The sequence below is a fragment of the Capnocytophaga gingivalis genome (assembly GCF_002302415.1).
Classification (GTDB): Bacteria; Bacteroidota; Bacteroidia; order Flavobacteriales; family Flavobacteriaceae; genus Capnocytophaga; species Capnocytophaga gingivalis.
Map to the genome: position 1 here is coordinate 2,602,815 of NZ_CP022386.1, position 13,997 is coordinate 2,616,811.

Genomic DNA, 13,997 nt, shown 5'->3' on the forward strand with positions numbered 1-13,997 from the left:
TCACTCCTCATTCTTAATTAGTCTCTCCTCTATACTCCCCTTTTTTCTGTTAAAGTCTTTGCGGAGGGTCTCATACATCAGGTCGCTTTCCTCTATATCGTACATCTCCAAGCGCTTTAGGATGGTGTCTTTGTACGGGATCTGAAACTGATGATAGTTCACCACTGCTTGTGTGTACAGTTCTCTCCGGAAGTGTTGGTCTATATACTTGAGCACTAAGCCTATTTTCTCCTGAGAGAGAATGCACCCCTTCTTCTCATACTGAGAAGCATTCACCGCGATCCGATAAGCATGTAACTCTCCACTACGGGGGTGATACTTATACTCTGAGGCCATACTCTTGCGCTCCAAGATATGCAAGAGATACAAGCCTACATCATTATCACTCTTGAGTTGATACGGTTCTCCATACATCTTGCGCATGTATTTCAGTAAATACTTTGGTAGTAATAGTTTTATTTCCATATCTTTTTTATTTATCACTGGTTACTCTTCATCTGTTAGTGGTAGCTCTTCGCTCTTACCCTTTATCCTTACATTCTTAATGGGGCGTTCTTCCTCATCATACCCTGTTACCGAATCCTCGTAGCTGTATTCTATACGGGTAGCATGTTTCTCTACATAGTTCTGTATATCCTCCAATCGTGGAGGAAATATATCAAAGACACTTTTTACCAATTGCTCTAATCCTACAGGATTCCTTGGAGAATCCACATGACAGCCTATAAGGGAACCTTCGCGGTACAAGCCCACCACATAGGTGTAGCTTTTCTTCAAATATGCCCATATAGGCAATAGATCTCGCATACTGTCGAATACATGATACTTTATCATAGCTTTAGTTTTTAAAATATAGTCTCTTCACTCTCTGTGGGAGCCGCAGGGGCAAAAGGGGAAGCTGTACGAAGGGACTGCACCTCTATCTCTGCCAAGAGCTCCTCACGAATACGTAACTTGCCAATGTCTATCTTCATAGCACTGGTAGGGCTGTTGATGTTGGTGTTAATACGAATACTCTTCTCCTCACCCATATAGCTGCTGTCTTCCCTGAGCTGTCGGCGCATCTCACTTTTGCCAGGCGCCTGCTCTCGGTACTGGACAAACCATTGGCGCTGTACGATACTATATACAGTACTGAAGTTAAAGTATATACTCCCGCCCTCAGCCCGTAGGTTCGTATCCACTTGCAGGCGCTCCCCTTGTGTCAGGCGCATGCAAACCATAAAGCAATCCCAAAACCGCTGATATACCGAATCGCTCTCTATCTTACGCCTTTGGTTCTCTATCAGCGCATCAAAATGCCGCTCCATATCCTCCTGCCAAAAGGGAAAAATCCCCTCCCGTTCAAAGATCCCATACACGGCGTACAATACCGCAAGGTTATCTATCATGCGCACAGGCACCCCCTTGATCGCCTCCCGCTCACTTAGCAGCCGCTTTTTCTCTCGATACACCTCTAAGAAATGCTCTTGGAATACAGCCCGCTTATGCAGCAGCCAGTCCGAGATCCCCGACACCCCGCGCCTGCACATGTCTTTGAGCTTGTTATAGGAAGCCTTTGCCTCCTCGCTAAACTCCTGCACCTTCATCTCCTCCCAGATAAGGCGGGTAATAAGCGCCTCTGCATCGGGGCTATCATTCCCAGTAAGCAGCGTGGAGGAGATAATCGGCACTTCATCCACCGCAACCCTGCTCTCTATACTCCCACGCTTGTACCCGCGCCTATCCCACAAACCTTTGATGATCCCATCCACTTGCGGATTGCCCCGCTTGTACTCAGAGAGCTGCGAAATCCCATTGCTGAACTGGGCAAACTCTCGGATCTGTGCCTTTATCGTCGAGGCCGACCCCTCCAACTGTATCGCCGTCTGTGGTTGCCCAACAAAGGATTGTATCGCCTCACATATATTATCCTTACCCGTTGAAGCAGGGCCAAAGTAAAAGAGAATCGGAAAAAAACCCGTACAACTCACCACGATGTCCTGAAACAGCGAACCAATACCAAAGAGGATCCCCGTAATGGCATGCCCCCTATGTACCTTATACAGCTGCTTGAGGTATTGCGGCAAACTCACCTCCGTGGGAATACTCCTAAACTTCTTCTGCGCCCCATACTTGTACATATTCTTCTCAAAGTTCTTGTTAGCCGAAGGAATGTAGTAGCTGTCATGCTGATACTTAAAAAGCCCCTCCGAGTTGATCGCCTCTTCCCGCAATCCTGGGATAACGATTTTGTTATTCCACACCCAAAAGCCCTCCGCCTGCCATCCTAATACGTCTATTTTGCGCCCCGTACCCATACGGTCAAAGAGGTACCGTAACAAGCGCTCATGCTGCGCTGCCGAGCCCGAAAAGGAGAAGTTACCATACGAGGTCACCACATTCTTGAACGAGTTAAGGGTGTTTATCTTTTCCGATAGCACGTCAAATATCTTTTCCACCCCATGCACATTGCAGATCCGTATCAGCTTCATCGGAAACTGCTCGTCCTGCATGTGCTGTATGATCTCTATGGAGAAGTTGGAAATATCATAGAAAGCATTCCCCTTATCCGTACTGCAATAGATACGATTGGCATGCTGAAACACCCCATACTCCAATATCTCATTTTTATACACGCTCGGATCCTCCACCTCTTTCGGAAACTGATATCTTTCCAAAAGGTCTATCTCATCCAAAAAGTCCGAAATGCTAAAACGAGGTGTCTCAAGGTATGTCTTCTCCTCCTTGGGCTTCTCTATGGCTACCTTAATCCCAAAGCGTGCTTTTACCTGCTCCATATAGGCATCACGGGTCACCACATCGGGGATTTTTCCGATAAGCTCCATGGCAAGGTCACTAAGCCGCTTCTTATCCTCAGGCATAAGGATCACCTTCTTTCCCTTGGTGTCAGCCCGACCAAGGGCTTCCTCATACGCCCCTTGCAAATAGTGCAGCACCGCATCACACCTCGCCGCCTCTATCAGCGCCACAGCGCCCTCCCGCTGACCTATGCTGTCGGGATCCTCCTTACCCTCGGAGGCAAACACCACCCGCTCGACAAACAAGCCCGCTTCTAAGGCCAGCCCCATGTCTCTGTAGGCAGCTGTTGCCCCTGCATTGTCACTATCGCGGAATATGATGAGCTTCTTACAGAGCTTCTTGATCTGATCAAGGTGCTGTGCGCTCAGGGCTGTCCCAAGGGTAGCCACACAGTTACGCAACCCTATCTGATGCATCCGCATCACATCCGTATATCCCTCTACCAAATACACCTCCCCGCGCTGTGCCATGCTATTACGAGCCAAGTGGAAGCCGTACAAAAGCTCCGACTTGTGGAACACCTCACTCTCTGGGCTGTTCAAGTACTTAGGCGCGCCCTCTTTCGCTTCCGAGGGCATCACACGCCCACCAAATCCCACACAATGCCCATGCTTGTCCGATATAGGGAAGATGATACGCCCCTTAAAGAAATCGTAATACCCCCCGTTTTGATACGCTTTGAGCACCCCAAGGGCTACCCCCTCACTCACTTGCCCGCGTTCCTTCAAGACTTCATACATCCCCGCCAAGGCGTACCCAATCTCAAAGTCCGACAAAATCTCCTGCGAAAACCCCCGTTCCTGCATATACTGTTGAGCGAGGGACAACTTTGGCAAATTTTTTTTATAATTTTCTTTGACAAAGGCAATAATTTCCCCAAGGCTTTTTTTCTCTTGGCGTTTGGCCTTCTGTGCTTCGGTTTCTTTTTCGTATTCTATGGGAATATTGAGCACCTCACAAGCCAGTTTCACCGCTTCGGGGAAGTCCATACCCTTATAGGCTTGGATAAACTCTATAACAGACTTTCCGCCGCGGCCGCTGGCAAAGTCCTTCCATATCCCCTTCACGTTGGACACCACAAAGCTCGGCGTACGTTCATTGGTAAACGGAGACAGCCCCTTAGCGGTGCCATTGGATAGAATCTTATAGGAAGGTTCGTGATATATACGGCCTATGGCTTCACACAAGTCACATTCGTATATCTTATCTATGATTTCATTTTTAATATAGGGCATTGCTTAAATTTTAGAGAATAAGAATAGGGTAATAAATAGGTTTTGATTAGTCACTCTTCACTTTTCACTCTTCACTTACTTAGGGAAACATCCTCTCTTCCATTTCCTTACGGATCAGCTCCATATCAGCAGGGTAGCTGATACAGATCACGCCCTGCTTGCCTAAAAAGTCCATCCGCCAATCCGCCACGGGGATAATCTCCCGCAGCTGGCCAATCTTCTTAAAATCGGCAAAGGCCACAATATACTGCACTTCCCCCTCGTATATACGGAGGATCACCCCTTGCACGCCAAAAAGCGCCTCTATTTCCTGCTTGATAATAGTATATGCTTTCATCATTTTTCTATCGCTTGTAATTCTGTTATGATATCCTCTATTGCCCAAGTAAAGTGTTTTTTTTCACATTCCGTAAAAGAGATATCCTTAAAAAAGGCATCACTATACCACACCTCTAAGTCCGAATAAAAGCTCATAGGATTATCCATTAGCTTTTCCACCACCATAGCCCTAATATTATTACCTTCTCTAAGGATGATATACCACCAGCGCTGTCTTAAGACATCTCCATTGGTTCTAAGCTCCAATGTGGAGTAATATTTTCCTTGTTCTAAATCTTTTGCTTTCATTTTTTTCTTATTTTATAATTGTACTTATAATAGCAATCAGTAGTACCTCTTTTTTTAAGAGCACTTCTAATTTTTCGATAATCTCAGTTTCATCCCATACTTTTGGTTTCCGTTTCTTACGAACATTTTTAAGAGGAAAATTTTCATTAGCTAATAGGCTAATAAATCTTTTTTTTTCTTCTGTGCTAAGTTCTCTGAACACGATCAACACAGTCTCAGCTGTCATTTTCTTCGTCTTTTGCGTAAATATCTTCCTCTGAAAGGCCATATTCCTTATATACTTTTATACAAGCGGACAAAAGCAATAATTCTGATTTGCGTTTTGCACGATTGATAATAGCATATTGTCTTTTTTTTAAAGCCTTAGCTATGTCTAATGAAAAATCATTATCTGCAATAATTTTTTCAATAAGTTTCTTGGATGGTTTCATTTTTTTTATTATTTTTGAGAATCATTAATAGGCTACAATTCGGCTACAAAGTTAATGATAATTTTCATTATAAACAAAGTTAAACATGATAATTTTCATTTGCTATGGAAAAGTTTTTCAACAACATCAGTCAGTTAATTGAAAATGAGGGAATTAACGTAACCTCTTTAGAAAGTGAAATAGGAGCAAGTCAAGGAGTACTCTCTCGTGCTATTCGTAAACATTCCTCTATCTCTGTGGAATGGGTGATAAAACTACTAAAAAAATACCCTAAATATAACGCCAATTGGCTACTTACAGGAAAGGGGAACATGCTCAAGGATGGAGCAGACGCTCCTTACTTAGAGCCTGTAAATTGGATAAAAGACGATCTTTCCCGCTATGAAGGTTCTCACGATCGGGCTGCTTTAGAGCGAGTAGGTCTCCGATTGGATGAAATATGTAAGGTAAGAAACATTAGCTATGATACTCTTGCTTCTATCTTAGGAATTAAGAGAGCAACCCTTCTTATCTACATAGCAGGGAATAAGGAAGTCCCTGCCAGCTTGTTAGAAACCCTTATGCTTAAAATGCCAGAAATAAACCCCATGTGGTTACTTTTAGGATATGGAGATATTTTTAATAAAAAAATTATTCAATAACAAATTGTAAATCAGATATATACATAAAAAATAAGAATACGATAACCGAATACAAATCACTCTTTTTCAACTTTGTAAGTGATTGATTTTCAATGTGAAAGAAAAACGAAATTAATTCATTTTCAGTTCATAACCCAAAGGTCACGGGTTCAAATCCCGTCTTCGCTACAAAATGTAAATCTTTGAAAGAGAGTGGTTTGTATTAAAAATCACTCTTTTTTTATGACTAAAATTCTCTATATTTTACGAACCGAATACGTTATCGAATACGCTACCGAATACACTATAAGTAACAGAGGTCAGTACTCAACACCTAAAAAAGAATTAGAATAAGAGTATAATAATTGGGGGCTAAATATAGAGTAAGAGGTTGAGGAATCGGCAAAGTGTAATTTTTTTACTTTTTTCCTTGTGGAATAGATTTAAGTTTGTATCTTTGCCCCGAAGAAATCAAGTCCCATAGTTTTTAGCTATAGGGCTGATTTTTTACTATTTACGTCATTCCAGACAGAGAGGGATTAGTCTTTTGCTTAATTGAACTTTGCTGGAGTGTCATTTTTTTATTAATTTGTCAAACTAAAAAAGAAATAAATTATGAAAGTAGCTTATTATACAGAAGAAGGATTAAAAGCACTTAAGGCAGAGCTAGATCAGCTACGAGATGTAGAGCGCCCAAGAGCCTCACAAGCTATAGCAGAAGCTAGAGATAAGGGAGACCTTTCTGAAAATGCTGAGTATGATGCTGCTAAGGAAGCTCAAGGGCTTCTGGAGATGAAGATAGCCAAGTTGGAAGAGCTTGTCGCCAGTGCCCGTGTGATAGATGAATCACAGTTGGATACTTCAAAAGTATTGATTCTCTCGACAGTAAAACTCAAGAACAAAGCCAATAATGCCGTAATGACCTATACTTTGGTTGCTGAAAGTGAGGCCGATCTAAAGACAGGGAAGATTTCGGTAAGTTCTCCTATAGGACGTGGGCTTTTAGGTAAGTCTGTAGGTGATATAGCTGAGATAAAAGTACCTAATGGTACCCTTCAGATGGAAATTATAGAGATAACCCGCTAATAAAGAATAACCATGGCATCTATTTTTACTAAAATTATCAACGGGGAGATACCCTGTTATAAGATAGCAGAAGACGAACATTGTTTTGCCTTTTTGGATATCAACCCCAATGCAATAGGACATACTCTGTGCATTCCCAAGAAAGAAGTAGATAAGCTTTTTGACTTGGATGAGACACTATATCATCACCTATTAGAGTTTGCCCGCAAGATAGCAATAGCTCAAGAGAAAGCTATTCCTTGTGAACGAGTAGGGATGGCAGTAGTAGGACTGGAAGTGCATCATGCACACATACACCTGATTCCTATCTCGAGGATGAAAGAAATGACCTTTGAGGAAAAGGTAACCCTTACAAATGAAGAATTTCAAGAGGTAGCAGATAAGATAAAATCTTACCTATAATACAATAGGATTCAAGTATATTACAAGAGAACTTTGTCAAGGGTTTTATGCTTTGACAAAGTTTTTTCTATAAAAAATAAAACAATAAGGCTTATTTTTGATAAAAAATTCTTATATTTGCAATCTGAAAAACAGTGTGTTTTTCTCATACAAAAAATCTATTTTAGAGAGACATTATCAAAAGATTTATAACAACATATGGGGTTAATCACAGCGAAAGAGTTAGCGAAAGCTATCAAGATAGATAAGTTAGGATTTGTAGGGACTTCTGTGGGATGGGGGCTTTTACACCTACTACGCTTGGCACCATTGAATAGAATATATGATAGGAACAAGCATTTGCAAGGGGTAGAGTTTCTTTCAGCATTGCTTAAGGAGTTCAAGGTACATTATGAAGTTCCAGAGGAAGACCTCAGAAAGATCCCCAAGGAAGGACCTTTTATTACTATCTCTAACCACCCTTTAGGAGGATTGGATGGAATCATACTCCTAAAGATGCTCATAGAGCAGCGGCCAGACTATAAAATAATAGCCAATTTTTTGCTTTCCAAGATAGAACCTTTGGCTCCTTATATATTCCAAGTGAATCCGTTCGAGGATCATAAGGAGGCTTCCTCTAGCCTGCAAGGTTTTAAGCAAGCCATGGCGCACTTAGCAGAGGGAAAACCCTTAGGAATGTTCCCCGCAGGAGAGGTTTCTACGCAGATTAGTGGGAATATTTATGTGGATAAGACTTGGGACAAATCGGCTATTAAGCTTATCAAAAAGGCGAATGTGCCTATTATCCCTATCTATTTCCATGCTAAGAATAGTCCCTTGTTCTACCAATTGGCTAAGCAGAGTGATATATTGCGTACAGCTAAGCTCCCTTCAGAGCTACTTACCCAGAAGAATAAGAGTATAAAAATCCGTATAGGGCGTCCTATATTGCCTAAGACACAGGATGAAATAGAGGACTTGTATGAGTTCTCCAATTTCCTTCGCAAGAAGACCTATCTGCTCTCGAATACTTATGAGCAGAAGAAGCATTTTAGACCCTTTGCCTCGATGATAAAGGTCAATACTAATAAGGATCCTGAGGAAGTAGCCCCTCCTATAGCTGAGGAACTATTGGAAAAGGAAATAGAAGCTCTACGCCAGCAGAAGGGTACACGCTTATTGCAACACAAAGAATATGAGATATTTTTAGCCAAGGCTGAGTATATTCCTAATATTCTTCATGAAATAGGTAGATTAAGAGAAATTACCTTCCGTGAAGTAGGGGAGGGTACCAACCTCTCTATTGATTTGGACGAATATGATACTTACTATCGCCATCTTTTCCTTTGGGAGAGTGACACCAAGCGAATAGTAGGCGCCTATCGTATGGGCTTAGGGAGTGATTTCTTCGATATGTATGGGGTGAATGGTTTTTATACTCATAGCTTGTTCCGATTTGATTCTGAGCTACATACCATGCTTCGGCAGACTATAGAGATGGGGCGTGCTTTTGTAGTGAGTGAGTATCAACAAAAGCCGATGCCACTATTCCTACTCTGGAAAGGGATTGCCCTGACAACACTACATTTCCCAGAACATAAGTACCTATTGGGAGGTGTGAGTATCTCCAACCAATTCTCGGACTTTTCCAAATCGCTGATGATAGAGTTCATGAAATCCAATTTCTATGACCCTTATATAGCTCAGTATGTAAAGCCTAAGAAGGAATATAAAGTAAAGCTCAAGGATGCTGATAAGGATTTTATCTTTGATGAGACCCAGTCTGACCTTAACAAATTCGACAAAATTATAGACGAATTGGAACCAGGCGACCTACGCTTGCCAGTACTCATTAAGAAGTATATAAAGCAGAATGCCAAAGTGATCGCTTTCAATGTGGATCCACTCTTTAACAATGCAGTAGATGGGCTTATGTATATTCGCATAGATGATCTTCCAGAAAGTACCATCAAGCCAGCTATAGAGGAGTTCCAGTCCCAGTTGGAGAAAGGAGAATCCTGAGAAGAGTTTTAAGAGTAAGCTAAGATAATAAAAAAATGCGCAATAAAAGGCGTCTCTACAGGAAAGCCATCTTTAGATGGTGATTAAGCGTAGAGACGCCATTTTATTGCGCTTGATTAGAGTGCTTTCGTTTTTATTTTAGAAAGTAAAGGTGATTCCAACCATGCTATTGAGCTCAGCAGCAGGAAAATATAAAGGTTTACCAGAAGCATATCTTCCATGAGCTACATACTTCTTGTTAAGTAAATTGTTGGCTGTTACAGAAAAAAGCACAGACTTAAACAACTTTTGGGGAAGAAGTTCATAAGAGAGGTGAAGAGAATGTACTAAAAAATCTTCAAGCAGGGCATTCTCTTGGTTTTCATTGGTCAAGTATCTTTCTCCTATATATTTGGAAATCAGACTAATCTGGAAGTTGTCAATAGGAGTGAAAGAGATTGTATTGCCCACAACCCAATCAGGCGAGAAAGAAATGTCAGTATTCCCTAAGTTAATCTTCTGAGTAGGTGTATTGGGATCCTGAATGGTATAGTCAATATTTTTATTTTTACTAAAAGACATATTAGGAGTCCACTCCCAGCGAGGGGCAAGTGCTACAGTAGCATCAATTTCTACCCCAGTACGATAGCTTTTCCCACTATTTTTGCGTAAGGAATAGCCCGTATTGCTGATATCACCAGTGAGCACCAACTGATCCTTATAGAGCATGTAGTATACATTGGCATTGAGTTTTACTTTCTCAGAGATATAGCGCCATCCCAGCTCGAAGTCATTGACCTTTTCCTGGCGAGGAAGTTCAGCTCCCTTCTTGATATTCTTAGCATATTCCTTGTAATCACTTCGGTTAGGCTCTTTGGTAGCATGAGCAAAAGAGAAATAGAGAGTACTGGCAGGGGAGAGAAAATAGCTAATCCCTGCTTTAGGATTGAGCATAGGAATAGACTCATTGACTTGAGTTTTCTTAAGAGTTGATCTGAAATTGACTCTTCTGTATTGAATATCCCCGAATAGGCTTAGCTTGGGAGCTATCTGCCAAGTGAGCTTGGTGAAGGCAGATACTTCCTGCTTGTTCCCATATACCCAATCGGAGATGTCTCTGTAAGGGTTAGTAGCGTTCTCAGTCCAAACGGTTTCGTTATAGTGATTTCCTTCGTATACATTGGCGGCTCCCCCTAAGACAAGCTCAATAGCCTGTTTGCGGTAGTTAGCAGAGAATACAGTACCATAGAAATCATTGTCCAGCTGATAGCGAATCACGAAGTTTCCCTTACTGTCCCCCCAATTGTCCATCTGTTCCCAGTATCCTTTTCCTTTGGTATAGTGGAGAGAAAGATTGGTATTCCAATGCTCATCCCACTTTTGAGTCCAATGAAGTTGGGCGTGATCTTGTTGGTAGTTATCAGTCTCGTTATCATAGAAAAATGTTTGTCCACCAACAGTATATTTTCCTGCGGGATTGTACCTTCTATCCTTTTGTAATTGTTCGGCAGATATCCCCTTGTAAGTAAGGTAAGTCTTTTCTGTACCTCCGAAGACCAATCCCTTAATCAATGTGTTGTTATTGCTATAAGCTCCCTGAAGGAAATAAGACTTAAGGTCAGAAGAAGCCCGATCGATATACCCATCAGAATTGATTTTGGAGAAGCGTCCGGCCAGTTCGAAATGCTCCTTGAGTTTTCCTGTAGAGAACTTAATGGCATGCTTATGGGTCATATAAGATCCGAGGTAATTGGCAATTTGCGCATAAGGTTTTTCCGATGAGGCATCAGAAAGGATATTTAGGCTAGCCCCGAAGGCACCTGCCCCATTGGTAGAAGTACCTACTCCTCGCTGTAGTTGGATATTTTCGGCAGAGGAGGCGAAATCAGAGAGATTGTAGAAGAAAACCCCTTGAGATTCAGCATCATTGTAAGGAATCCCATTGATAGTCACATTGGTTCGATAAGTGTCATTTCCACGAATAAAGAGTGCAGTGGCACCATAGCCTGCCCCATCTTCAGAATAAGAAACCACATTAGGCAGGTTGCCCAGCAAGATCGGTAGCTGTTGCCCACTATTTTTTTGTTGGATTTCTTTTTTAGACACATTGGAGAAACTTATAGGAGTGTTTTCTCGGGCGCGGATACCTTGTACCACGACCTCATCCAATGAGATAGGTTTCTCTGAGAGAGAATCCTTGATAGCGGGCATCTCTTGAGCAAAAGAGGGAAGCGAAAGAACTAATGCCCCACAAAACAATGTTTTTTTCATTGTAAAAAAAGCGTTTTTTACAAATAAAGGGGCATTATTTGTCATTAGATAATAAAAAAAGGCCTATCTTTGCTACCCAAGTGCAAAAATAAGCCAAGTGATATAGTAATTAGATAGACTTCATTTTTTTCCTTTGACTGCATTACCAGCCTAAGTTCTATGGGTATAATCTCAGCTTTTTACAGCACCCCTTGAGATGAGCACAAAATTACGAATTATTTTTGAATACGAATTATATTTTAAGAATTTATTTAGAATTGTAAATAAAAATTTCGGGTAAGTTCTTGATATTCTTGTGTATATTGATGACGTTCTTTTTCGATAATAAGCTTTTCAGCAGTAGGCAAAGGGCTTTCCTGAGCACGTAATAAAAGTAGGCTTCGCTTTATAGGAGAGAGGGAATTCCCCTGAACATGAAGGATTTGAGTAGGGAAGAGGCCGTTTTCCATTGCTATTTGTAAAAAAGACTCCTCTTCTCTGTAGGGAATAATCACAGAGAAAAAGCCCTGAGGGGCTAATAACAAAGGGATACAAGAGAGTAAATCGGAGAAAGGAAGATACTCATTGGAACGAGCCATAGCTCGTACCCTGTCGGGTGAGAGCGTGTTTTCGGAGAAAAAAGGAGGATTGCTGATGATAAGATCATAAGCAGTAGCACTTTTCGAGGCGAAATCACGGATATCCATTTCGAAAACTTCAACAGCTTGATGCCAAGGGGAGAGAGATACGTTCAGCCTACATTCCTTGGCCGATAGAGAGTGAAGCTCTACCGCATGGATATGGGAGAGAGGGAAGCGCTGAGCCATCATCAGGGAAAGCACTCCCGTTCCGGCTCCTATATCTAATATATAAGTAGGATTGGTAGCAGGCGTCCATGCTCCCAGTAATACACTATCGGTGCCTACCTTCATAGGACTATACTCCTGAGAGATAGAAAATTGTTTGAAGCGAAATGGACTGCTCATAACTATTGGTAAGCCTTTTTGATACGATCCAGCTGACGCTTGTTGTCTCTTTCCTTGATCGTCTCACGCTTGTCATGAAGTTTTTTACCCCTTACCAGAGCAATTTCCATTTTAGCGAATCCTTTTTCACTGAGAAATACCCTTAGAGGCACGATAGTAAGCCCCGAGTTTTTGACCTCTTTGTGTAACTTTTTGAGTTCCTGTTTTTTCAGTAGTAGCTTTCTTTCACTTTTAGGCTTGTGATTGTAGTAAGTACCCCAAGCATATTCCTCAATAGTCATATTGATCACGAAGAGTTCTCCCTTCTCATTGAACTCGCAGAAACTTTCAGCGATGGAGGCCTTTCCCAAGCGGATAGATTTGATCTCGGTACCCCTAAGGACGATACCCGCAATATATTTATCTAAGAGTTCGTATTCGAAACGTGCACGTTTGTTCTGTATATTGACGTTATTTTGCATAGTTAAAGTAAATAATAGAATAGAAAACAACCTTTAAAAATTCAGGCGCAAATATACGTTATTTTTATCTAAAAATACTTTTATATGAATTAAAAGTTGTACTTTTGCACCATATTCACAGAGATATTAATTTATGGCACGTGTACTTACTGGTATCCAAAGCACAGGAACTCCTCACTTAGGGAATTTGTTAGGCGCCATATTGCCCGCCTTAGAAATGGCAAAGGATACCCAAAATGACTCTTTCCTTTTTATAGCAGATTTGCACTCCCTTACCCAGATCAAAGATGGCGCATTACTTAGGAGAAACACCTATGAAGTGGCAGCTACTTGGTTGGCTTTTGGATTGGATTATGAGCGAGTTACCTTTTACCGCCAGAGTGATGTAGCGCAAACTGCGGAATTGGCATGGTATTTGGAATGCTTTTTTCCCTATCAGCGACTTACCTTAGCACATTCTTTCAAGGATAAGGCCGATCGTTTGGAGGATGTCAATACAGGTCTTTTTACCTATCCCATGCTCATGGCCGCCGATATATTACTCTATGATGCAGAGATAGTTCCTGTGGGTAAGGATCAATTACAACATTTGGAGTTTGCTCGCGATGTAGCTGGTCGCTTTAACTACCAGATGGGAGAGACCTTTGTACTCCCTAAGGAAAGTATTCGAGAAGATATTATGATTATTCCAGGAACTGATGGGGAAAAGATGAGCAAATCTCGAAGGAACTATATCAATATCTTTTTGTCAGATAAAGAATTGAAAAAACAAATCATGTCTATACAAACGGATAGTACCCCCTTGGAAGCGCCTAAAGATCCAAACAATTGTAATGTTTTTGCCCTGTATAAGCTATTAGCCACAGAAGCACAGACCGCCCAGATGGCAGCCAATTACAGAGGAGGAAATTATGGTTTTGGACATGCTAAAACTGCTTTATATGAGCTTATTTTAGAAAAATTCGCTCAGCCCAGAGAGAAGTTTGCCTACTATATGGATCACCTTTCTCAAGTGGATGAAATACTCAGAGAAGGTGCTGAAAAAGCCTCACAAGTGGCAAAGCAAACCCTACAACGTGTAAGAGAAAAATTAGGATATTTGTAAAAAAACATAAAG

Annotated in this window: 15 protein-coding genes; 5 read left to right on the forward strand and 10 right to left on the reverse strand. The window is 41.5% G+C overall.

Features of this window, described 5'->3' with window-relative positions:
- The 7 genes from CGC50_RS12465 to CGC50_RS12495 all read right to left on the reverse strand — a co-directional run bounded on the left by CGC50_RS12465 (position 1) and on the right by CGC50_RS12495 (position 5,095).
- Complete coding sequence (locus tag CGC50_RS12465; RefSeq protein ID WP_157909478.1) at positions 1-465, reverse strand: hypothetical protein; 465 nt, start codon at positions 463-465, stop codon at positions 1-3.
- 21 nt (positions 466-486) lie between these two features.
- Positions 487-834, reverse strand: coding sequence for a hypothetical protein (locus CGC50_RS12470; protein ID WP_095911065.1), 348 nt, complete (start codon positions 832-834; stop codon positions 487-489).
- Positions 835-845: 11 nt separating this feature from the next.
- Positions 846-4,037: a DNA primase gene (dnaG, locus tag CGC50_RS12475; RefSeq protein ID WP_095911066.1), complete on the reverse strand. Its 3,192-nt coding sequence runs from the start codon at positions 4,035-4,037 to the stop codon at positions 846-848.
- Between the two features lie 79 nt (positions 4,038-4,116).
- Positions 4,117-4,374 (reverse strand): hypothetical protein, encoded by a 258-nt coding sequence (locus CGC50_RS12480; RefSeq protein WP_095911067.1) that lies wholly within the window; start codon positions 4,372-4,374, stop codon positions 4,117-4,119.
- Positions 4,374-4,664 carry a hypothetical protein gene (locus tag CGC50_RS12485; RefSeq protein ID WP_095911068.1) on the reverse strand — a complete coding sequence of 97 codons (291 nt, stop codon included), beginning with the start codon at positions 4,662-4,664 and terminating at the stop codon, positions 4,374-4,376. The genes CGC50_RS12480 and CGC50_RS12485 overlap by 1 nt, the downstream gene beginning before the upstream one ends.
- Positions 4,665-4,671: 7 nt before the next feature.
- Complete coding sequence (locus CGC50_RS12490) at positions 4,672-4,890, reverse strand: hypothetical protein (protein WP_095911069.1); 219 nt, start codon at positions 4,888-4,890, stop codon at positions 4,672-4,674.
- On the reverse strand, positions 4,880-5,095 hold the full coding sequence (locus tag CGC50_RS12495; RefSeq protein WP_095911070.1) for a hypothetical protein: 216 nt from the start codon (positions 5,093-5,095) through the stop codon (positions 4,880-4,882). Before CGC50_RS12495 ends, CGC50_RS12490 begins: the two co-directional genes overlap by 11 nt.
- 104 nt (positions 5,096-5,199) lie before the next feature.
- On the opposite strand from CGC50_RS12495, the gene CGC50_RS12500 reads away from it, so the two are divergent.
- From CGC50_RS12500 to CGC50_RS12515, 4 genes are all read left to right on the forward strand, one after another.
- A complete protein-coding gene (locus CGC50_RS12500; protein WP_095911071.1) occupies positions 5,200-5,736 on the forward strand; it encodes a helix-turn-helix domain-containing protein in 537 nt (178 codons plus the stop codon).
- Positions 5,737-6,327: 591 nt separating this feature from the next.
- Complete coding sequence (gene greA, locus CGC50_RS12505; RefSeq protein ID WP_198541671.1) at positions 6,328-6,801, forward strand: transcription elongation factor GreA; 474 nt, start codon at positions 6,328-6,330, stop codon at positions 6,799-6,801.
- A gap of 12 nt (positions 6,802-6,813) precedes the next feature.
- Positions 6,814-7,203, forward strand: a complete 390-nt coding sequence (locus CGC50_RS12510; protein WP_095911073.1) for an HIT family protein — start codon at positions 6,814-6,816, stop codon at positions 7,201-7,203.
- 198 nt (positions 7,204-7,401) lie between these two features.
- On the forward strand, positions 7,402-9,204 hold the full coding sequence (locus tag CGC50_RS12515; RefSeq protein ID WP_095911074.1) for a GNAT family N-acyltransferase: 1,803 nt from the start codon (positions 7,402-7,404) through the stop codon (positions 9,202-9,204).
- A gap of 138 nt (positions 9,205-9,342) precedes the next feature.
- Here the strand turns inward: CGC50_RS12515 and CGC50_RS12520 are convergent, their stop codons facing one another.
- The 3 genes from CGC50_RS12520 to smpB form a co-directional block, all read right to left on the reverse strand.
- A complete protein-coding gene (locus CGC50_RS12520; protein WP_095911075.1) occupies positions 9,343-11,454 on the reverse strand; it encodes a TonB-dependent receptor in 2,112 nt (703 codons plus the stop codon).
- 251 nt (positions 11,455-11,705) lie between these two features.
- Complete coding sequence (locus tag CGC50_RS12525) at positions 11,706-12,419, reverse strand: tRNA1(Val) (adenine(37)-N6)-methyltransferase (RefSeq protein WP_095911076.1); 714 nt, start codon at positions 12,417-12,419, stop codon at positions 11,706-11,708.
- 2 nt (positions 12,420-12,421) lie between these two features.
- Positions 12,422-12,880: an SsrA-binding protein SmpB gene (smpB, locus tag CGC50_RS12530; RefSeq protein WP_002667833.1), complete on the reverse strand. Its 459-nt coding sequence runs from the start codon at positions 12,878-12,880 to the stop codon at positions 12,422-12,424.
- A gap of 133 nt (positions 12,881-13,013) precedes the next feature.
- Here smpB and trpS point away from each other — a divergent pair, with 133 nt between their 5' ends.
- The gene (gene trpS, locus CGC50_RS12535) at positions 13,014-13,985 is read left to right on the forward strand and encodes a tryptophan--tRNA ligase (protein ID WP_002667886.1); all 972 of its coding nucleotides are present in this window, start codon (positions 13,014-13,016) and stop codon (positions 13,983-13,985) included.
- Positions 13,986-13,997: the final 12 nt, after the last annotated feature.